The sequence below is a fragment of the Paenibacillus sp. UMB4589-SE434 genome, from assembly GCF_030226685.1.
Classification (GTDB): Bacteria; Bacillota; Bacilli; order Paenibacillales; family Paenibacillaceae; genus Paenibacillus_B.
The window spans coordinates 2,001,877-2,022,055 of record NZ_JASOYK010000001.1 but is presented as its reverse complement, the minus strand read 5'-3'; the positions used below and the strand labels follow the sequence as shown (position 1 = coordinate 2,022,055).

19 protein-coding genes are annotated in these 20,179 nt (G+C 46.4%); 15 read left to right on the top strand and 4 right to left on the bottom strand.

Annotated elements, in window-relative coordinates; genetic code table 11:
• The first annotated feature begins 363 nt into the window (after window positions 1–363).
• From QP775_RS08380 to QP775_RS08360, 5 genes are all read left to right on the top strand, one after another.
• Window positions 364–2,328, top strand: a complete 1,965-nt coding sequence (locus QP775_RS08380; RefSeq protein ID WP_285105140.1) for a GGDEF domain-containing protein — start codon at window positions 364–366, stop codon at window positions 2,326–2,328.
• Window positions 2,329–2,453: 125 nt separating this feature from the next.
• A complete protein-coding gene (locus QP775_RS08375; protein WP_239328376.1) occupies window positions 2,454–3,266 on the top strand; it encodes a hypothetical protein in 813 nt (270 codons plus the stop codon).
• Between the two features lie 111 nt (window positions 3,267–3,377).
• On the top strand, window positions 3,378–4,493 hold the full coding sequence (locus tag QP775_RS08370) for an aminopeptidase (protein ID WP_285105137.1): 1,116 nt from the start codon (window positions 3,378–3,380) through the stop codon (window positions 4,491–4,493).
• Between the two features lie 132 nt (window positions 4,494–4,625).
• Window positions 4,626–4,871 carry an HPr family phosphocarrier protein gene (locus QP775_RS08365; RefSeq protein ID WP_028545041.1) on the top strand — a complete coding sequence of 82 codons (246 nt, stop codon included), beginning with the start codon at window positions 4,626–4,628 and terminating at the stop codon, window positions 4,869–4,871.
• Between the two features lie 139 nt (window positions 4,872–5,010).
• Window positions 5,011–5,307, top strand: coding sequence for a DUF1507 family protein (locus tag QP775_RS08360; protein WP_239328374.1), 297 nt, complete (start codon window positions 5,011–5,013; stop codon window positions 5,305–5,307).
• Between the two features lie 186 nt (window positions 5,308–5,493).
• On the opposite strand, the gene cax is transcribed toward QP775_RS08360, so the two are convergent.
• The gene (gene cax / locus QP775_RS08355; protein WP_481857261.1) at window positions 5,494–6,546 is read right to left on the bottom strand and encodes a calcium/proton exchanger; all 1,053 of its coding nucleotides are present in this window, start codon (window positions 6,544–6,546) and stop codon (window positions 5,494–5,496) included.
• A gap of 224 nt (window positions 6,547–6,770) precedes the next feature.
• Between cax and QP775_RS08350 the strand changes: the two genes are divergently transcribed.
• On the top strand, window positions 6,771–7,157 hold the full coding sequence (locus QP775_RS08350; RefSeq protein ID WP_239328372.1) for an Asp23/Gls24 family envelope stress response protein: 387 nt from the start codon (window positions 6,771–6,773) through the stop codon (window positions 7,155–7,157).
• A 21-nt stretch (window positions 7,158–7,178) separates the two neighbouring features.
• Here the strand turns inward: QP775_RS08350 and ftsW are convergent, their stop codons facing one another.
• Together ftsW and QP775_RS08340 are read right to left on the bottom strand one after the other, a co-directional pair.
• Window positions 7,179–8,405 carry a putative lipid II flippase FtsW gene (gene ftsW / locus QP775_RS08345; RefSeq protein WP_285105134.1) on the bottom strand — a complete coding sequence of 409 codons (1,227 nt, stop codon included), beginning with the start codon at window positions 8,403–8,405 and terminating at the stop codon, window positions 7,179–7,181.
• Window positions 8,406–8,440: 35 nt separating this feature from the next.
• Window positions 8,441–8,788 (bottom strand): YugN family protein, encoded by a 348-nt coding sequence (locus tag QP775_RS08340; RefSeq protein ID WP_239328370.1) that lies wholly within the window; start codon window positions 8,786–8,788, stop codon window positions 8,441–8,443.
• 225 nt (window positions 8,789–9,013) lie between these two features.
• Between QP775_RS08340 and QP775_RS08335 the strand changes: the two genes are divergently transcribed.
• From QP775_RS08335 to QP775_RS08295, 9 genes are all read left to right on the top strand, one after another.
• Window positions 9,014–10,219 (top strand): M20 metallopeptidase family protein, encoded by a 1,206-nt coding sequence (locus QP775_RS08335; protein WP_285105129.1) that lies wholly within the window; start codon window positions 9,014–9,016, stop codon window positions 10,217–10,219.
• 58 nt (window positions 10,220–10,277) lie between these two features.
• Window positions 10,278–10,703, top strand: a complete 426-nt coding sequence (locus tag QP775_RS08330) for a CBS domain-containing protein (protein ID WP_239328368.1) — start codon at window positions 10,278–10,280, stop codon at window positions 10,701–10,703.
• Window positions 10,704–10,999: 296 nt separating this feature from the next.
• On the top strand, window positions 11,000–12,691 hold the full coding sequence (locus tag QP775_RS08325; protein ID WP_285105772.1) for a DNA repair helicase XPB: 1,692 nt from the start codon (window positions 11,000–11,002) through the stop codon (window positions 12,689–12,691).
• Window positions 12,657–14,753 carry a helicase-associated domain-containing protein gene (locus tag QP775_RS08320; protein WP_285105126.1) on the top strand — a complete coding sequence of 699 codons (2,097 nt, stop codon included), beginning with the start codon at window positions 12,657–12,659 and terminating at the stop codon, window positions 14,751–14,753. The genes QP775_RS08325 and QP775_RS08320 overlap by 35 nt, the downstream gene beginning before the upstream one ends.
• A 31-nt stretch (window positions 14,754–14,784) precedes the next feature.
• Window positions 14,785–15,225, top strand: coding sequence for a YlbF/YmcA family competence regulator (locus QP775_RS08315; protein WP_239328366.1), 441 nt, complete (start codon window positions 14,785–14,787; stop codon window positions 15,223–15,225).
• 73 nt (window positions 15,226–15,298) lie between these two features.
• Window positions 15,299–15,562, top strand: a complete 264-nt coding sequence (locus QP775_RS08310) for a YlbG family protein (RefSeq protein WP_028545050.1) — start codon at window positions 15,299–15,301, stop codon at window positions 15,560–15,562.
• A 234-nt stretch (window positions 15,563–15,796) separates the two neighbouring features.
• Window positions 15,797–16,234 carry a hypothetical protein gene (locus QP775_RS08305; RefSeq protein WP_285105122.1) on the top strand — a complete coding sequence of 146 codons (438 nt, stop codon included), beginning with the start codon at window positions 15,797–15,799 and terminating at the stop codon, window positions 16,232–16,234.
• Between the two features lie 151 nt (window positions 16,235–16,385).
• A complete protein-coding gene (locus QP775_RS08300) occupies window positions 16,386–17,297 on the top strand; it encodes a selenium metabolism-associated LysR family transcriptional regulator (RefSeq protein ID WP_285105119.1) in 912 nt (303 codons plus the stop codon).
• A complete protein-coding gene (locus tag QP775_RS08295; protein ID WP_285105116.1) occupies window positions 17,298–18,197 on the top strand; it encodes a PHP domain-containing protein in 900 nt (299 codons plus the stop codon).
• 83 nt (window positions 18,198–18,280) lie between these two features.
• On the opposite strand, the gene QP775_RS08290 is transcribed toward QP775_RS08295, so the two are convergent.
• Entirely contained in the window at window positions 18,281–20,077 is a 1,797-nt protein-coding gene (locus QP775_RS08290) for an Rqc2 family fibronectin-binding protein (protein ID WP_285105113.1), read from the bottom strand.
• Window positions 20,078–20,179: the final 102 nt, after the last annotated feature.

The following is a 20,179-nucleotide window of genomic DNA, read 5'->3' as shown; positions in this document are numbered from 1 at the left end:
GTCGTGCCTGCGATGGAAGTCGTGAGGGGTGACACAACAGTTCGCCCATATACATCAAGTAATTTTATAAGATTGGGTATAGAAATGTCAAGTTGTAAAATCTTTCTTTATCACGACAATGCTTCAAATAAGTGAATTGCCCATGGATATAAAATACATTTAAATTACAAAATAAAACTATATAGATGCAAATTAACAAAAATAAAAAGCAGATCGACATAATACGACAGAACTATACCGCAACGTTCGACATAGTTCTATTGTCCTAAAAAATATGGTTGATAACCCTCCGAAGTAGTACCTTTTGAGTTGATTTTATTGTATGATACAAATAGATAAACCTTAGTTTTGAAGGAGAAAAGGATGACGGATAGCCAGCACTCACTTCAGAGAACATTGCCACTGTTCGTTATTGGCGGACAGCCCGGAATTGAGCATAAGCCCTTAGACAGAAGTCCGGATAATTGGCTGTTGCAGCGTGATATTACGGTGCACGATTTGCCATACATACAATTACTTGTGCGGACGGCTTATGTTCAATGGCTTTCGGATATTCCTGTTCACGTGCACGCCCAATTGGGCAAGACAGCATTGTTTGATTACAGGGGCGAGTGTCTGGAAAGTGATTTGTCGCCGATCGGCAGCAATGAGCCATTACTTCTATCGTCATTTGTTAACAGCGTGCTGTCAGAACAGAGTACACAACGTCATATTATAGATGACGTATCTGGATATATCGGAGTTCCAATTGTCTCCAGACATAGCAAGTTGGTAGCAGCTGTCATTGTATTTGATACAAAGCTTGCAGTAAGTGATCACGGTCAACTGGCGGTTGAAGGATGGATGACTCAATTTCACTCTGCTTTCTACAGAGAATTCGAGCATATGTTTATTAATGAAATTTACTATTCTCAGCGTCTTGCAGAACGCGAATCCAAACGAAGAGACATTCTTTACGATGTGGTGCGGCACATTCATGATCATATAGATGTAGATTCTGTTATTTCACAGATTATAGAAGGTATAGATAAACTTGTTCCAGAAGCAAAGCTGGAAGTGTACTTGTCGCAAGATCATAGGAGCGAGAATCCAAATGTAAAGGCGCTGATATTTAAGTCATGGAGTGACCCGCTCGTGATGCAAGCCTTTATGAATGGAGAAGCTTGCTACGCGGAAACGGACGACAGTGGTCTTGAGGTGGCTGTTGCACTGACAGGCAAGCAAGGATCATATGGTGTGCTGAAGATGATATTTTATCATGAACGGCCAGATCCTTCAGACATTCAACTCATTCAGCTTATTATTGAGACGGCTGGAACGGCGTTTGAGAATGCGCGCTTGCATGAGCAGGCCAATGCTGTGATTCAAGAACTGCGTTTCATTAATGATTTGACCAAGCGGATTAATCAAAGCTTAAGGTTGAGAGATGTGTTCCACGATGCGACACACGAATTGTTGCGAGTGTTCCGGGCAGACTTCTGCATGCTGTTGCAGTTAAGCGAGGATAAGAGCAGGTTCGAGGTTGTATCTTCCAATATGGTTGAATACAATGGTGCGACGCTGCCGTCCGAATCTGGTTTGTTCGGGTATATGTTCTCCCTTCGAGAACCTGTCATCGTATCTGACAGTCAAGAGCAGATTCAAGATCGGATGCAATTTTTTGAACAATTGAATTTACGTTCTGTTATTGCTTCTCCACTCTTCGGCGGAGGGGAGATGGTGGGGATAGTAGTAGTGGCGGACAAACGTCCTCATTTCTTTACGTATGACAACTTTAAGCTTCTGCAGATGCTTGCGGGTCATATGGGGCTTGCAATCGCAAATGCTACGCTGCATGCGCGTGTCAAACATTTAGCCAACAAAGACCAACTAACGGGGCTGTACGCCCGTCATTATTTGGACAAGCAAATCAATCGGCAACAGAAGAATGACTTTTGCGGCTCTTTAATTGTGGTGGATATTGACTATTTCAAACAAATTAATGATAAGCATGGGCACCAGATTGGCGATAAAATATTAAATCAAGTTAGCGAGATCATACGTTCTTCAATTCGTGAAGCAGACATTGCCGCCCGCTGGGGTGGTGAGGAGCTTGCTGTTTACTTGCCGCAGTTGAACGTGAATCAGACTGTGCGTGTGGCGGAACGGATTCGGGCACGTGTGGCAAATGAGACCTCTCCTCATGTAACGGTATCCTGCGGCATTGCAGAATGGAATTGGCAGGATGAGAAGATAAGTGTGGAATCTTTGTTTTATCGTGCAGACATGGCGCTCTACGATGCTAAAAATTGCGGACGTAATCAGATTCGCATCAGTTCGTCGTCATAAGCTGTACTAACTTTTAGATGTATAACGGAATGAAGGTTGAGTTACGCTAATACGAGATAGGTGATCCTTGCCTATCTCGTTTTTTTGTTTCCTAAAGTGTTAGTAAAGGACAGGATGTGGAAGCGATGATTAGACGATTGCCTCATAAAACTTGGTGGTTGTCCATATGTATAATGCTGCTGAACATTCAAGGTTGTGTAATGCCGATGACTCATGATCCTGAGGATGTTCTTACACGATCAATCAGTGGATTGTCGGGCAAGGATCAATTTTTATTCCGAGGACTTGCTGAAATCCGTACGGGAGAGCGGCAAGTGCTGACGAAACAGCTGCGCTTTGATGGTGAAGTACGTCAACATAAAGGTGTTTCTATGCGTATGAGCAGGGTGCAGGATGAAGTGCCTACAACACCACAACGTTGGAACCCGCTGCGTGTGCTGGAAGAAATTCGTCTCGCGCGTAAGCACGTTAGCCGATGGGAGGAGGGGAAGACAACTCTTCTCGCTCAATCTGTGGAGTGGGGTGCCAACACAGCTAAAGGGGAGCAAAAACCGACTTTTTCAACAGATCAAACGTTGCCATACTTTGTACAGCTTCATGAAGAGGACGCTAAGCGGATATTCAAGCAAAGAATTCTGGATGAGTACGATAGTCTCATTATTCCTCATCAGAAAGTAAATCAAGTTAAAAAGAAGCTAACCCCAACTCAGATTACTGCGCTTGAAGGAAAGCTGAATGGGGCTGCACAGGACTACCGCAAGCAGCTCTTAAGTATGCTGCACAGCTCACAGGTAAGTGCAGAGTACATCATATGGATTGACCGACGGTCACAGCTTCCGCTTCGTCTAGAAGGTGTGATGCAAGCGCATTATCAAGACGCTGGAAAACTGGCGGCAGAGACAATCAGGACGGTGGCCGAGTTCAGCCAGTATCGCTGACTTCCCTCATGATACGTGATACAATATCGTTGCCATGGTAACAATAGCCATGGGGGGACAGTGAAATGTGAGACGTACAATAGTTATGATTGAGTTGGAGGAGGAGCAATAATGAAAGACCCAAGAATACAACAATTAGCGCAAAATTTGGTCAATTATTCGATTGAAGTTCAACCTGGTGAAAATATTCTTGTTGAAATGATCGGTTCTGAACGTGATCTTGTAAAATGTATCGTTGATGAGATTGGTAAGCGAGGAGGCCGTCCATTCGTGCAATTGACGGATCGTACCGTGCTCCGATCGCTGCTTATGAACGGTTCAAAGGAACAGATGGAGACGTGGAAAGAATTTGACTTGCTCCGTATGGAGCGTATGCAAGGGTACATCGGCATCCGTGCTGGCGAGAATGTAAATGAGCTGTCCGATGTTCCTAGTGATAAACAGAAGCTGTTTGATTCGATCTATTCCCACCCGGTACACATGGAAGAGCGTGTTAAGCGCACAAAATGGGTTGTACTCCGTTATCCAAATGCTTCAATGGCACAGCTTGCTAATACGTCAACTGAGGCATTTGAAGATTTCTATTTTAATGTCTGTAACCTGGATTATTCTAAGATGGATCGAGCAATGGATGCACTTAAGGCACTCATGGAGAAAACAGATAAAGTCAGACTGGTCAGTCCTGGAACCGACTTGACGTTCTCTATCAAAAACATTGCGGCAGTCAAATGCTCTGGGCAGCGCAACATTCCAGACGGTGAAGTATACACAGCGCCAGTTCGCGATTCTGTCAACGGTACTATTACATATAACACACCAACGTTGTACAGCGGCACAACGTTTGAAAATGTATCGTTCCGCTTTGAAAACGGTAAAATTGTAGAAGCGAAAAGCAACGATACGAAGCGTCTGAATGAAATTCTGGATGCAGATGAAGGTGCTCGTCATATCGGTGAGTTCGCAATTGGCGTGAACCCGTATATTTTACATCCAATGAAGGATATCCTGTTTGATGAGAAGATTGCAGGCAGCATCCACTTTACACCTGGACAGGCATACGAAGAGGCGGACAATGGAAACCGTTCTTCCATCCACTGGGATCTGGTGCTGATTCAACGTCCTGAATATGGTGGCGGTGAGATGTACTTTGATGATGTATTAGTACGTAAAGATGGCTTGTTTGTACTACCTGAGTTGGAGCAATTAAATCCCGAGAATTTGAAGTAATTAGTGAGTAAAGGAAATATTGTCTTTAGCACTATTTTCATCCGAAATATCCTTGCGTCGTTGATTTGGTTCAAGGTATGATGGTATTAGAAATTGAACATCAATTCCAGCATTTATATTGGAGGGTTAACAATGGCGGATAATAACGCGGCAGTTGTAGAAATTTCGCAAAGAGCGAACACATTCCGTTCCTCAATCGTGTTGCAAGCAGAGAATAAATACATCGACGTTAAAAGCATATTAGGCTTGTTCACAACGCTTCTCGGCAATCATGCATATGAGCTTCATGTCCATGGACCAGATGCTGAAGAAGCAAAAGAAGCAATGGCAGCTGTATTCGAAAAATACGGTTTAAATGTAACCATTATAGGTGAATAATACTAAATAAGAGGGTAAAAGCCGGGTGACGATTCTCGTTCTCGGCTTTTTCTGTACGTGCATCTTGTGTTCATAGTCAGATTCGTCTAATATGATAATAGAAGATTCGTGACTACAGGTCATAGGGGGGAATATAGGCATGACTTCGTCGAATGTGTTGCAACAATTAAATGATAAAGCGCTCGCGTTGCTAGAAGAAGAGGCGCTTCAAATAGAGAAGCTGATACAAGTTCAGATGGAGAACTTGGCGACACGTTATTGCCCTCTCTATGAGGAAGTGCTGGACACTCAGATGTACGGTTTCTCACGTCAGGTTGATTTTGCCGTTAAGGCTGGACTTGTGGAAGAAGGTCTTGGCAAGCAGATCGTAAGCAAGCTGGAACGGAATCTTGCTTCTTTGTATGAAGCATTAGAGAAGTCGGTCCGCAATGCTTAATGCATAAATATAGCTTGGATGACATTTGTCGTCCAAGCTTTTTTTCGTACACAGAGTTGTATAACGGATTCCAACGTAATGCATACACATGAGATGCGATTATACGCAAGATCTAGAAAAATGAATAAGTTATTGCCCTTCACTGATTTAGGTCAGCGCGATGAGCTGGTGTTTTTCCTGCTTGCTTTAGGGGACCAGGTAAAATGAAGCCCCAAGAATTAAATAGACAATAAGCAGCATAAGCCCCTTATACCAGTTGGATCTACCATCCTGTGATATTGATTTTGCGATAAAGACTGCTACTCCAATCGCCACAATTTCCAGCACAGAGAACACAAAATCCATCGTGTTTCCGAAAGCAGCACTGACAAATACAAGCATTGGTGCCACAAATAAAGCGATCTGCAAGCTGCTTCCGATGGCGATCTCTATAGAAGCACCGACCTTGTTTTTCATCGCGAGAATGACTGCTGCGGCATGCTCTGCTGCATTACCAACAATTGCAATGACAAATGCCCCAATAAACAGTTCAGACCATCCGAATTGTGTTGAGAAGGTGTCGAGCGTATCGACAAGCCATTCGCTGGCGAAAGCAACCATAACGGTAGCGATAACAAGCATAAGGATGGACGTACGTTTGCTCCAGTCAGGCTGCTCAGCTTCGCCTGATACTTCTTTTGCTTCCTCAGCGAGCAATTCCTTGTGGGTGACCATAGAGAAAATAAGCCAGAGTATGTATGCGGTAATTAACAGACCAGCTACGATTAGACTAAGGGTTTTTGTGGCTTCATCGCTGATCGCATGGGTGTTAAAGAAGACGGCTGGCACAAAAAGTGCAATCACGGCTAACACCATCAGTGACCCATCCATATTGGCTAGTGTTAAGTTAAAGGATTGTTCTTTGAATTTAAAACCGCCTAGCAGTAGGCTCAGACCAAGCACAAATAACAAATTGCCGATGATCGACCCAGTGAGGCTAGCTTTGACCATATCGAACATATTTGCTTTAACGAGGAAGATGGCGATGATAAGTTCAGTAGCATTACCAAAGGTAGCATTAAGAAAGCCCCCTACACGTTCACCTGCATAAAACGCGACATTTTCAGTTGCTTTGCCCAAAAATGCTGCAAGAAATACGATTGCTGCTGCGGAAAGAAAGAAGTTTAACACCATACTCCATTCTAGGAAATGTCCCATCCCGCTTAATACAAACATTCCAATCAGCATCCAATTAAACATTCGTGCTTTCAAATTGCTCACTCCTATTCTCTCTCTAACTCCTCACGGTATCATTCGTATGACTCGCTGCAGTAACCCCAACCTAATTTATTTACCCCAAATACCCAAAGTTAATAACAGGAGGGTTTGATTTCATGAACATGGATAGTTACAATAGTATCAAAGATAACCATGCTTTTGCAGTGAGGTATTGCTGTGAATAATGTGTAGGAGGATTGACGACGATGACGGAAGAACAATTGTTAAACAAAGAAGGTAACATAAGGATCTCTAATGATGTCGTCGCCACCGTTGCGGGTCTGGCAGCTTTAGAAACTCCTGGTATTGCTGCAATGTCTGGTGGACTGTCCGAGGGCTGGGCGAAGCGACTTAGCGGCAAGAATGTGCAAACCGGAGTTACGGTTGAGGTTGGTCAAGTGGAGACTGCCGTTGATCTGCGTGTCATCGTGATGTATGGAATGCCGATTCAGGAAGTATGCCGTCAATTACAATTAAATGTTCGTGAGTCGGTACAGAATATGACAGGATTGGCAGTTGTTGAAGTGAATGTGAAGGTGGAAGGCGTAGCTTTCAAGGACGAAGAATTGGATGATCTGCAGCGTGTAAAATGATAGGCTGTAAAGAAAAAAAGACTACACAGGCCGCAAGGGCTGGTAGTCTTTTTTGTGTGAAGCGCCTGATTTACGATTGGGCGTCTTGGATTGTGCTGCACGCATGTACTCTCGCGATATACTAAGCAGTATTCCGATACTTCCCATCGTAATAAGAAGCGATGTCCCGCCATAGCTAATAAAGGGAAGTGTGACCCCTGTTATGGGAATCGTCCGAGTGACGCCACCAATGTTAATGAAGGCTTGTACGGCGATATTACCGATAATGCCGACGCCTACTAATGTTCCGTATATGTCTGGACAGCGAAGTGCAATAAGCAAGCCGCGCCATATTAAGTAGGCATACACAATGAGGAACATAGTCGTGCCGATAAAGCCTAACTCTTCTGCGATAACAGCAAAAATAAAGTCATTGTAAGGATAAGGCAAATAGAGAAGCTTCTGAATGCCTTGCCCGAAACCGGCACCTGTCCAGCCACCATGCGAGATTGCCTTGAGCGACTCGACCAAGTTGTAGCTTGAAGCCTGAATGTCATGCAATGGATCAAGCCATGACTGAATCCGGCCGAACTTATAACCAGAAGTAAGTTTATCGGGCGAGATGAGATAACTCATACCGAGAACTGCTCCAACACCGAGTAGACCAACAAATGCACAGTTAAATATATGCTTCATGTTGGCTCCGCCTGCAATGACAATAATACCTGCTGTCATCGCCAAAATCATTGCAGAGCCAAAGTCCGGCTGCAGCATGATCAGCCCAACGACAACCCCCACGATGATCATGACAGGGAACAAGCCGCGTTTAAAGTCACGGAATACCTCACCCTTTTTGGTAATGAGGGCAGCCAAGTACAAGACAGTGGCGATCTTCGCTAATTCGGAGGGCTGAATGCCGATACTCCCGACGCCGAACCAACTTTTAGCACCATTCAAATCTTTTCCTATATAAGGAACTAAAGCAAGCATAATTAAGGTCACGATAAAAAAGGGTATAAACCATTTCTTATAAAAGGAATAAGGGATGTTCATTGCGACGAGCATCGCAACAAATCCAATGACGGCCCACATCATTTGGCGTTTTACGAAGTATAGAGCATCATAGTTGTATTTTTCTGAAACGGCAGCAAGACTGGAACTCGCACTGAATACCATGACAACACCGAACCCGACAAGCAGCAAAGTAAGCACGAGTAATTGGAAGTCAGGCGTACCTTTACTTAACAGGGGCGGGGTATCTCGTTTCATGGGTTTATAGGTTGTTCGATTCAATGATGAACCCTCTAGGCAATCAGAGCTTGCTTGAATTGCTCAAGCTTCTGTGTTGCGGCATTAACGATCGCTTGCGGGATAGGAGATTCATAATCCAGTCCATGCGGGAACGTCGCTTTGCCCATATATACCGCTTCAATGGCGAGCAGCGTATCGGGCTTTTCCAGTTTGCCTTCCGTAACCCGTGTATTTACACGTACGAAATATTCCGCGCCATTCTGCGTATCTTCCAATTTCAGATCGTATGTAGCTCGATAGTATTCCCATTGCCAGCGAACAAAACCAAGCGATTCGGACACTTCATCGAGATGTGCCAATTCAGAGACAATACCGTTCAGGCCTGAATTTTCAATAATCATGTGCCAGTTCCTCCTTATTCTATAAAACGCCAAGTTCAAATCTCTTTTCCATGATAGTATGTTTCCAGTTCTTCTGCAAGAGATCGGCAGGGGTCAGACCGAGCAAAGAGAAGTGAATGTTGTGTGACTAAATTGTGACAAGCATCGGACGGTAGAGGTATGTTACAATATGGTACAACAATAGGCAGGGTATATCACGGCTTGGGGGAGAGGACGTGAAGTCATATGTGCAACGAATGGTCAGTTGATAAAGCGGAGTGGCACTTTGATGAGATGGTGGAATGGCGTCGATACTTACATAGGCATCCAGAGTTATCTTACGAAGAGGCAAATACGTCCGATTATATCGCGGAGAAGTTAACATCTTTTGGCATACCAATTAAGCGGAATATTGGTGGCCATGGAGTAGTGGGCATCGTTAAATCAGGTGAGGGCAATGTTATTGCACTCCGGGCTGATATGGATGCGCTTGCGATACAAGACGGTAAGCAATGCGATTACCGCTCTACAGTACCTGGTGTGATGCACGCTTGCGGACACGACGGTCATACGGCCACGCTGCTCGCCGTCGCTAGGCTGTTGCAGGAGCATCGCGACAAGTGGCGGGGAGAAGTAAGGCTGCTCTTCCAGCCAGCTGAAGAGGTGAGCCCTGGCGGTGCGCAGGCTATGATCAAGGACGGTGCTCTTCAAGGCGTGCAATCCATATATGGCGTGCACTTATGGACACCGCTACCTGCAGGGAAGATAGCTACACGTCCAGGTCCTATGATGGCGGCTGTTGATGATTTTTTCTTGACGATTCATGGAAAGGGAGGCCACGCGGGTATGCCGCATGCATGCATTGACGCTGTTGTCATAGGCGCTGCATTGGTGCAGCAGCTGCAGACAATTGTCAGTCGCAACGTATCCCCGTTGGAATCGGCAGTGATCTCCGTAGGTTCGCTTCAGGCAGGAACTACGCAAAATGTCATTGCAGACTGCGCCATCTTAAAGGGAACTGTGCGCTCCTTTGATCCTACGATTCGATCGTTGTTAAGAACGCGCGTGGAATCCATGATTGAACATACGTGTGCTATGTATGATGCAGAATATGAACTGGAATATAGAATAGGTTATCCGGCACTCGTAAATGATAAGGCAGAAGCAGAGCGGGTTCTCCGTGTAGCGGCAGCATGTTTTGGCGAGGCGGCTGTACATACAGCGGAAATGATGATGCCTGCGGAAGACTTTGCTTACTATAATAAAGTCGTTCCCGGTTGTTTTATCTTTGTTGGCGCAGGCAATGAGCAGAACTGCCGTTACCCGCATCATCACCCGATGTTTGACTTTGAAGAAAGCGCGATGCTGCAAGCAGGCCAATTGCTGCTGGCTATGGCCTTTGATGCGCTGAAAGTAACACGGGTAAGCGACTCGGAACTTAATACAGTATAATCTAAAGTATGAAATAACGTTAGGATGGGAAGTATATGCCTGAACAGGAGGGATATCCATGTCTAACGTTAGAGAAGTAATGACTGATTCATGCTCGACCTTGACGCTGCTAGATAATGTATACGAGGCTGCTGTACTGATGAAACAGCAGGATATCGGCTTCGTACCGATTGTAGATCAAGGGCGGGTTGTTGGTGTGGTAACAGATCGTGATATCGTTATACGCGGCGTTGCAGAGAAGCACCCTAACTCCGCACATATTCGCGATGTCATGACAGAGCATATTATTTCGGTGCGCTCAAATATGTCAGTCGACGAAGCGGCAGAGGTGATGGCAGAGCATCAAGTTCGCCGCCTCCCAGTAATTGACGACGGTCAATTGGTAGGTATAGTATCCTTGGGTGACTTGGCTGTTCGCAGTCCTCTGGCAGATGAAGCTGGTCAAGCGCTTAGTGAAATTTCTGAATCGCCGTATACTCATTAAGCAGATTTTAACTTTGGAGTTCATCTTTCTCTCTTCCGCCAATGTATGCGTCTAAAGCGCTGGTGGGAGAGCGGAGATGAACTTTTTTGCAGTGAACATTCAAGGACAAAATGGTGTAATTATACATAGCTGTTGTGATAAATATCGGACTTGTATTAGACAGAAGTAAGGCAGGTGCAGCCTGCGAGATCAAAAAGATATGAACTGAAAGTGATATAACAGAAATTTTGAAGTAAACAAATCATAAATCTATCGCTTGTCCCGATGAGGAGGTGACAGTTTTGTCCATTTTTGAAATGGTCGTTCAACAAGACTTAACTGTACTGGTACATGATAGTAGTTCGCGTTATACGGAGATTCGCCCGAAGCTGCAGCGCTTCGCGACACTGATTAAGCATCCTGCGGGGATACACACTTTTAAGATGACTCCGCTTACGTTGTGGAACGCTGCTGCTGCGGGGATGTGTGCAAAAGATATTACTGATACGTTGGAACAGTATGCTAGTTGGCCGATACCGACACGTGCGAAGCAAGAAATTGCGTTATGGATGGGACGGTATGGATTATTTATTCTTGTTGGGGAAGACAATGCGGAAGCGCTTCGTCTCAATTGCAGTGATCAGAACTTGCTGACTCGCTTTATACACGACAGCGAGATTGGCACATTATTTAGCGGGACATTGGGAGCCTGTGCTGTCAGCGTACCCGCAAAGTTCAGGGGTCGAATCAAGAAGGAGCTTGCACGAATCGGCTATCCAGTCATAGACCAGGTAGGATACCAGGATGGAGAGCCGCTTGTATTTGCACTGGCGGCTGCAGTGGAAGACGATGCTGCATTTCAGCTGAGAGACTACCAGCAGGAGGCGGTAACAGCGTTCACGGGAGGCGTTGATAAGCTGGGTGGCGACGGTGTTATCGTGCTTCCCTGCGGGGCAGGCAAGACGGTTGTAGGCATTGGAACGATGGCACAACTGCAAAGTGAGACGCTGATTCTGACTTCAAATACGACATCGGTTAAACAGTGGAAACGCGAAATTCTAGAGAAGACTACGCTGGCGGATAATAAGGTCGGAGAATATACGGGCCAATCAAAAGAGGTTAGGCCGATTACCATTGCGACCTATCAGATGATGACTTATCGACATGCGGAAAATGAGGAATTTGTCCATATGCGGCTGTTTCATGAGCGGAATTGGGGGCTTATCATTTACGATGAAGTCCACCTGCTGCCTGCGCCCGTATTTCGAACGACAGCCGATTTACAAGCGACGAGACGTCTTGGCTTGACTGCAACGCTGGTGAGAGAAGATGGATGCGAGCAGGACGTGTTTTCATTAATTGGGCCGAAGCGGTATGAGCTGCCGTGGCGTCAGTTGGAGGAAGCGGGCTGGATTGCGAAAGTTAGCTGTGCAGAGCTGCTGGTCCCGATGTCTGCTCCATTAAATGAACGGTATATACGCGCGGAGTCAAGAGAAAAAGCTCGTTTGGCAGGGGAAAACATAGACAAGTTGCGAGTAATCAAAGAACTGCTTGCACGCCATAATGAACTGCCTACACTTATTATCGGACAATATTTGGATCAGCTCAGGCTTATAGCTGCAGGAATACAAGCGCCGCTTTTAACTGGAAGTACCCCTCAGGAAGAACGGCAGCGCTTGTACCAGCAGTTCAGAAATGGAGAAATTCATGTATTGGTTGTATCTAAGGTGGCCAACTTTGCTGTTGATCTCCCTGATGCCACGATCGCAATACAAGTGTCGGGAAGCTATGGCTCTAGGCAAGAGGAAGCACAAAGACTGGGACGACTGCTGAGACCAAAGTCAGACGGCAGGCGTGCTTATTTCTACACGCTCGTATCGGAACATTCGAAGGAGCAGGAATATGCGATGAAGCGTCAGCTCTTTCTGATTGAGCAAGGGTATCAATATGACATTGTGAAGGAGGAACAACTGCATGAATACGGCACAGCTGCTTGCGCGGACAGTTGAAATAGGCGGGCATCCTGCACAATCGTATTGGCGGAAATATGCGGCTTCAGCCGAAGAGATTAGGCAAGTTGTACTTAAACTGCCGCCTGATCTGCTTCGACAATTCGAAGTCATTGTCAAGCGTGCAGGTTCCCTGCCTTTTAACGAAGATAAGATTGGACAGTGGCATAGTGCTGAGGCGGCAGGCGCATACTTGCTTGCAGCACTGCCGTATTTACAGCAGTTGGGCTTAATAGCAGCTTTGCGCAAATCATGGGGAGAACGGATCTATTTCATACCACGTGATGTTTATTTCGTAATGATTGATCTATATTGGAGCAGGGCAGGCGCCTCTCATATTGAGGGGCGTAATGATTTGGCATTAACCAGGAATACGCCGTTGCACCTGGAGGCACTTCCTGGCAGCGACCGAGTTGAAGCTGGAGAAGGAGCTGCAGGAGATGTATTCCGCCTGCTTGTATACGCCGTGAAGGAAGGATTGCCCATAACTGCTAAAGGCGTGCTGCATAAGAAGACGATGCAGCGGCTCTTCGACGTCATGGAGATGTCAGATGAAGCCCTTATGGCAAGTGGATGTGAGTATCCCCAATCCTCGATTCTTGCGCCTTCATTAGCAGTAACGTTAGATATTGCTCTGCGGTTTGGGGTGCTGCGAAAGGAAGCACAACAATACGCAGTTCGTCCGGATATGCTCCAATATTGGATTCAACAGCCGCTCTTTAAATGGCGTGCGGCCATTTTTGAGATCGCTTTTGAGCACTTTATACCAGGACAAAGTGGATTAAAGCATGCTATTGCAGCGCTTGCGATGATGGGACACACTGCTGACTGGCGGCAAGTTGATGCCAGCTTGCAGGTTCTTGCGCATGATAAGTGGTTGCATGCAGATGAAATGCCAGCATATCGCAGCTGGCTGCTTATGACACACACGATGGGGTTTTGCGATCTTGGCACAGATGTGGAAGGTAACTGGTGGTACAGGTGGAAAGAAAGTTATTTGAGTTGCAGATATGCTGCTTCAACAGTACAGAATAAGAATGAATCTGAATCGTTTTCTGGGTTGTTTATTCAGCCTGACTTTGAGATTATAGTGCCACCTGACTGCCCGTTACATGTACGGTGGGAGTTAGAGATGATGGCTGAGCGCGTCAGTTCAGATGCAATGCACACGTTCCGCCTCACAAGAGATTCATACACAGCGGCTGTGGAGCGGGGCTACACAATAGATAGAGTTGTTTCTTTTATGGAAAGCTATGCATTTACAGGAATTCCTCACAATGTAATGGATGCTGTGGAGCGTTGGCATGCTCAGTACGGCCGTGTGCAGTTTGCCGAAGTTGTGCTGCTGCGCTGCGCCGACGAGGAGGCTGCAGCTGCACTCCGATCGGTCTGGGAGGCAACTGGAGAACAAACTGTACTTACTCCAATTGGCACGCAAGATTTTATCGTTGAGCGCCAAGAGGTGGATCGGATTCGCCGCAGGCTGGAGCAGATTGGCATGGCTCCAATGCAACGTTGGGGCCAGCAGGAGGTTCTTGGTTCGAACCTAACGCCGATCGAGTGGAACGTGGGGGCTCTTGGCCGGGAAGCAAACGCGGGAATGATAGGTGTAAGCTCCAACGAAGAGGTGCTGCAGGATGAGACTTCGACAGCACTTGGAGGTTATGATGCAAAAGGGATGGTTTACAGTCCAAGTTCATTGCAGTATTATGAAATGGATACAGATATTTTACAACAAGATGCTGTATTATCGCCGTTCTATCGCCTGCCAGTCATGTGGACGAATGCTGTCCGCTCGTACCATGCATCTACGATGAAAGAATTAGTTCAGACCGCGATCGAACAGATGCTGCCGCTCGAAGTCGAGCCGGGTAACGCCGGCAGCGAAAGGGAAGTAATTGTTCCATTTCGAGTACAAGAACTGCCAGAGTCAGCCTGGCTGCTGGAAGCTTCAATCTCACGGGATGGCACTACGAATCAGACGAAGGTGCAGCCGGATCAGTGGAAAGGCGTTCGAATCCTATTGCCAGAGTGGCTTGAACGAGTACGCGGGAATGAATAGACCGCAAATAGAGAGTTGAGCGTGATAACAAATGCCACAAGAACATGAACCTGTTGACATGGCCGCTCTGCTTATCCAAGCGTACGAATTAGGAGACATGATTAAGGATTCAGCCGAGATGGCTTCTTATTTATATTGGAAAGAGCGCATGGCAACTCAACAAGATGTGCAGCAATTAGTTCTTGAATTTGCTCGCAAGAAAGAGACATTTTCCGAGACGGAACGCTTCGGACATTATCATCCGGACTATCATGAGGCGAAGGCTGCCGTGAAGGCGGTTGAACGTCAACTGCACGAATATGAGGAAGTGCGTCAGTATAAACAAGCGGAGGAGCAATTGGACGAGATGTTATATGAATTGTCCAAGACGATAGCTACCGCGGTATCAGACACGATCAAGGTACCAAGCAACTCGCTTAAGTCTACCGGTGGCTGTGGTAGTGGCTGCAGCGGAAGTTGCGGAAGTTGTTAATGAATGCATTGCAGTCTATCGATATTCGCTCTCTTGCGAAGCGTAATGTAATCGGAAAGCGAGGGAAAGCAGCATGTTTCCAGATCGTACAGGTTTTATCATTTGGGTGAGCGACGTAAAGGCGGCTCGTAATTTGGAGAAATACGGTTCGCTGCACTATGTGTCACGTAAGATGCAGTATGCCGTTCTTTATGTAAATGCTGAACGTGCGGAAGAGACGATGAAGAATATTAAACGTCTTAATTACGTAAAGAAGATTGAACGCTCATATCGTAATGAAATTAAAACAGAATATAGCGGCGAGTTTGAAGAGAAGACAAGATTTTACGGAATGTAAATTTATAATCCTACAAGGTTAAGTTACAGAGAGAACACAAGGCAACGGCATGTGAGACCACTATCATGGTTCCACTACCGTTGTCTTTTTTGTCATAACCTCGACATCTTGTTAAAGATTTCCTAAAAACAGCTAGTTATGGCCCGTATGAACTTGAGAATCGTTTACGCATCATGTAATATTATGGGTAAATATACATAGAGAAAAAGACCTATCTGGTGGAGAGTGGTACCGGTGAGAGACAAGGTAATGGAGCGTTGGAGCACATATGAGCCATTTTATGTCTGGCTTGGTGACAAGAAGATCGCAGACATCGTTATTACTAATCATGCAAAGACACGCTGGAACGATCGTATTGCGAAATCGGATACCGATGTGGAGAGTATTGCAACGTTAATGTGGGAGTATTTGAAGAACCAAAGTATGACGTCGTATTATCGCCATGAGGAAGATGTATATTTAATTGATGAAGATATCGTTATGGTGGCTGAGTTGGTAGAGTCGGATCGCGACTTCGACATTACGGGCTGCCCGATGATGAAGATGGTTGTGGTAACTTTTTTAGGACGCATGTCAGAAACGATGGAGCTGCGCGATTTGAAGACTTATTATTCGTGGCTGCGCCATTCCAGACGGATGACCTTAGTAAAGAATTCGCGGAAGCGCAGGTAGGTAGATGCCCCCCCGTTATACGTATGAAGTGATGCCGCATCCTGATAGTCAGGATGCGGCTTTTTGTATGACTGGTTATGTGACCTGTGCGACCTGTGTATGAGGGCTATGTTATAATAGTTCTATATATAAGTGAGGGGATGCGGGAGTAATGGGGGTTAGTTTTCATCAACTGCATATTTTTTACACGGTAGCGTCACGGGGCAGCTTTTCGGCTGCGGCTCAAGTGTTACATATGACTCAACCCGCTGTTACGATGCAAATTCAATCCTTGGAGGATTACTTCGGTTCGAAACTGTTCCACCGCTCTACAAAGAAGCTGCAGTTGTCTGATGCGGGGCGTACGTTGCTGCCTTATGCCCGCCGCAGTTTAGATCTTGTACAGGAGACAGAGCAGGCAATGGTTTCGTTTACGAAAGAACTTCATGGCAAGCTGCAGCTCGGTGCAAGTTTAACCATTGGTGAATATGTGCTTCCTCATTTGTTAGGTAGGTTCGGGGTGGAACATCCCCAGATGTCCCTAAGTATGAGAGTAATGAATACAACGCAGATTATGGAAGGGATCCGTGCGCACCGCCTTGACTTGGGTTTGGTGGAAGCTCCTGTAACGGACATCGACATGGTTGTCGAAGCGGTCATGGAGGATGAGATGATGCTGATCGTACCTGGCAGCCACCACCTGGCAGGAAGAGAACAAGTCACTTTGCAGGAGGCATTAGCTTGTTCCTATGTGCTGCGTGAGGAGGGCTCTGGTACGAGAAGTGTGATGGAGGATGCGCTGCAGCAGCAAGGAGTGGATCTTAGAAACCTTCAGGTAGCAATGGAGTTGGGCAGCACTGGTGCGGTTAAATCCGCCGTGGAAGCTGGACTTGGTGTGACGATGTTGTCTCCGTCAGCGGTCCGACACGAACGCCAGCTGGGATTGGTGAAAGTGTTACGGGTTAAGGGGCTGTCGCTTAGGAGGCAGTTCTACGTCGTTCACCGTAAGGAAGGCGTGTTGACTTGGCCGGCAGCGTCGTTTTTAAATTTCTTGCGGCAGCACCGAGAGAAGGAGAGTGAATAGATGACTACAGGTGGATGTGCAGAAGTTGGTTTTCCGATCCAACGTGGAGGGGCTGATTTGCATTCTCATACGACGGCGTCTGATGGAATGGAATTGCCGCGTGATAACGTTCGTTTGGCTCATCGTGCGGGGTTAGAAGCATTGGCGGTAACCGATCATGATACGGTAGCAGGTATTGCAGAGGCTATGGCAGAGGCGAATAAACTTGGCATACACTTAGTTCCAGGTGTGGAGATCAGTACTGTGGAAGCAGGCGTGGATATTCATGTGCTGGGCTACTATGTTAATGACCGCGATCCAGTATTGTTGGAACGTTTGAGCGGTTTACGCAGGACACGTGATCGTCGTAATGTTATGATGACAGACAAATTGACAGAGCTTGGCATTCCTATCACGATGGAGGAAGTGGTGGCCGAGCTTGGCAGGCCGCTTGCTGATGGAGAAACCGTTGGGCGGCCTCATATTGCAGATGCACTGGTTCGTAGAGGTGTCGTCCAAGATATGAGAGAAGCATTTGATAAATATTTAGGTGCGAGCGGTGCTGCTTATGTAAACCCACCCCGCATTAGACCGCATGAAGCGGCAGATTGGATTCGTGATGCTGGAGGGGCTGTTGTGCTTGCACACCCTGTGTTGTACGGCAGTGATGAGCTTGTAGAACGAATTGTTTATGAGATGAAGCCTGATGGTATTGAGGTATGGCACTCGGATCATGACGAGCAGGACGTGCAGCGTTACGCTGCTCTGGCGCAGCGATTCAACTGCATCATGACAGCTGGCTCTGATTTTCATGGCGCTCGCCAAGGAAAAGTGTTTCATGGTCAATTAGGCAGTCGACGTGTGAGTATGGATACGGTAAACGAACTGTATCAGATTGCAGAGCGCCGCCGACTAACCTAAGGACCTCACGAGGGAACAAATGCTTGTATATAAAAGGCCGGTATCCTGTTGTAAGGGCAGGATGCCGGCCTTTAGTCATGTAATTAAGCGTTGCCGCTTTGCTTCATCTGGAAGGGCATGCTCGCGATTCTTTGTGCATCAGGTGTGATGTAGAGCGTTTTCTGTCGCTCATAGATGACAAAGCCGGGCTTAGCCCCGTTTGGCTTGCGTACATGGCGTACAAGCGTATAGTCGACAGGAACTTGGCTTGAATGTTTGGCCTGGCTAAAGTAAGCTGCAAGCTGCGCGGCTTCTTCCAAAGTGGAATCCCCAAACTGCTCGCTGCGGATGACGACATGTGAGCCGGGAATATCCTTGGTGTGAAGCCAAGTGTCGTTGGCGTTGGCCAGCTTCGTGGTAACATATTCGTTCTGCTTATTGTTTTTCCCTACATAAAGCGGGATGCCTTCAGAAGAAGTATAACAATATACAGTCGGTCGCCCGTCCTTCTTCTTGCGTCTTGATTTGCGATCACGATCTCGAACGAGGCCCTGTTCAATCAATTCTTCTCTAATCTCTTGCGCATCCTGTACGTTTGCTTCAGACAGCTGTTGGAGCAAAATATCATAATAGTCGTTTTCTTTTCGTGCTGCAGCCATCTGTTCTTCTACGACCTGCATACTGTTCTTGGCTTTATTGTATTTCTTGAAATAACGCTGCGCGTTATCTGAAGGATGCAGCAGCGGGTCAAGGGTAATATGCATCGTTCCGCCGTTCTCATCATAATAATTGACAAGCTCAACAGTGCTGTCGCCCCGTTTAAGCTGATGAAGAGAAGCAAACAGAAGCTCACCCATAATTCTATATTTATCCGCATCCTGCGCTTCATCCAACGTCTCTTGCAGCTTTTTCAGCTTCTTCTCGTTCTTGACTCGTTCTTGCTGCAGAAAGCGGGTTAGGTCTCCTACACGCTGCTTGACCATATCTCTGATGGCTTTCTCGCCATAAAAGGCTTCCATACAAGTGCTCATCGCTTCATATTGAGTTGATTTACCTTGTATGTGTGTGATTGGCAGCGCTGAAAAGTATACTTTTTCCGCTTCATCTTCCAAGATGGTAGGAACGTATTGGTGAAGCCGGACGGATTCCATTAACGCGTGAAACGCATTCCATGAACGAGTCAAGCGTGACTCTGCCATTCCTTGCTCCGCGCGATACTGCCACTCGTTTGCGATGCGCGGACTAATACCGGACATGTGCTGAACAAGCCATTTGGCAAGCTGATTAGGACCATCTCCTATATGAGTGGAGGTGTCAGCCTCCCCGTGTGCTTCTCCATCTGTTTGCTGCCACAATTCCTCAAACGTTTCGAAGTCAACCTCTAAAGGATTCGCTTTTTGCTGTTCAGGCGGCTCAACATAACCAAATCCGGGCATGACAATCCGGTAACTGCTGATTGAAGGTGTAACATGGTGGATGCCATCAATAATCTGATTGGTTGCGGGGTCAATCAGAATGATGTTGCTGTGACGTCCAGTAAGCTCAATAATCAGCTTCTTGACAGACTCGTCCCCCAACTCGTCCCGCTGCCTAATGTACATATGAATGATTCGTTCCATGCCTACCTGTTCCACTCGTTCAACGAATCCGCCTTCACAGTATTTACGCATCAACATACAGAACATCGGCGGTTCTGCAGGATTGGAGAACGTCTGCTCTGTAAAATGAACACGCGGATAAGTAGGATTGGCTGATATAAGCAGCTTGTGATTAGCTCCTCCAAACCGCACATGGAAAATAACGTCGTGTGGTGATGGTTGGTGAATTTTATGGATGCGGGCGCTCACCGTTTGCTCAAGCTCATGTGCAAGCGCACGGGTAACAATACCGTCTAATGACATATTGGTTTCTCCTATTCCTGTTGCGTTCTTATCTCCCTATGATGCCATACTTTCAAGCAAAACTTAAGAGTACGTTTTTAGATTGGGATATTTTTAGTCTCG

What these genes read in the sequence shown, in the direction of transcription:
- QP775_RS08300 (WP_285105119.1), top strand. Translation starts at nt 16,386, where the DNA reads ATGGGGGTTAGTTTTCATCAACTGCATATTTTTTACACGGTAGCGTCA.
- QP775_RS08320 (WP_285105126.1), top strand. Translation starts at nt 12,657, where the DNA reads ATGAATACGGCACAGCTGCTTGCGCGGACAGTTGAAATAGGCGGGCAT.
- QP775_RS08375 (WP_239328376.1), top strand. Translation starts at nt 2,454, where the DNA reads ATGATTAGACGATTGCCTCATAAAACTTGGTGGTTGTCCATATGTATA.
- QP775_RS08380 (WP_285105140.1), top strand. Translation starts at nt 364, where the DNA reads ATGACGGATAGCCAGCACTCACTTCAGAGAACATTGCCACTGTTCGTT.
- QP775_RS08330 (WP_239328368.1), top strand. Translation starts at nt 10,278, where the DNA reads ATGTCTAACGTTAGAGAAGTAATGACTGATTCATGCTCGACCTTGACG.
- QP775_RS08360 (WP_239328374.1), top strand. Translation starts at nt 5,011, where the DNA reads ATGACTTCGTCGAATGTGTTGCAACAATTAAATGATAAAGCGCTCGCG.
- QP775_RS08315 (WP_239328366.1), top strand. Translation starts at nt 14,785, where the DNA reads ATGCCACAAGAACATGAACCTGTTGACATGGCCGCTCTGCTTATCCAA.
- QP775_RS08325 (WP_285105772.1), top strand. Translation starts at nt 11,000, where the DNA reads ATGGTCGTTCAACAAGACTTAACTGTACTGGTACATGATAGTAGTTCG.
- QP775_RS08370 (WP_285105137.1), top strand. Translation starts at nt 3,378, where the DNA reads ATGAAAGACCCAAGAATACAACAATTAGCGCAAAATTTGGTCAATTAT.
- QP775_RS08310 (WP_028545050.1), top strand. Translation starts at nt 15,299, where the DNA reads ATGTTTCCAGATCGTACAGGTTTTATCATTTGGGTGAGCGACGTAAAG.
- cax (WP_481857261.1), bottom strand. Translation starts at nt 6,546, where the DNA reads ATGTTTAATTGGATGCTGATTGGAATGTTTGTATTAAGCGGGATGGGA.
- ftsW (WP_285105134.1), bottom strand. Translation starts at nt 8,405, where the DNA reads ATGAAACGAGATACCCCGCCCCTGTTAAGTAAAGGTACGCCTGACTTC.
- QP775_RS08350 (WP_239328372.1), top strand. Translation starts at nt 6,771, where the DNA reads ATGACGGAAGAACAATTGTTAAACAAAGAAGGTAACATAAGGATCTCT.
- QP775_RS08290 (WP_285105113.1), bottom strand. Translation starts at nt 20,077, where the DNA reads ATGTCATTAGACGGTATTGTTACCCGTGCGCTTGCACATGAGCTTGAG.
- QP775_RS08295 (WP_285105116.1), top strand. Translation starts at nt 17,298, where the DNA reads ATGACTACAGGTGGATGTGCAGAAGTTGGTTTTCCGATCCAACGTGGA.
- QP775_RS08340 (WP_239328370.1), bottom strand. Translation starts at nt 8,788, where the DNA reads ATGATTATTGAAAATTCAGGCCTGAACGGTATTGTCTCTGAATTGGCA.
- QP775_RS08335 (WP_285105129.1), top strand. Translation starts at nt 9,014, where the DNA reads ATGTGCAACGAATGGTCAGTTGATAAAGCGGAGTGGCACTTTGATGAG.
- QP775_RS08365 (WP_028545041.1), top strand. Translation starts at nt 4,626, where the DNA reads ATGGCGGATAATAACGCGGCAGTTGTAGAAATTTCGCAAAGAGCGAAC.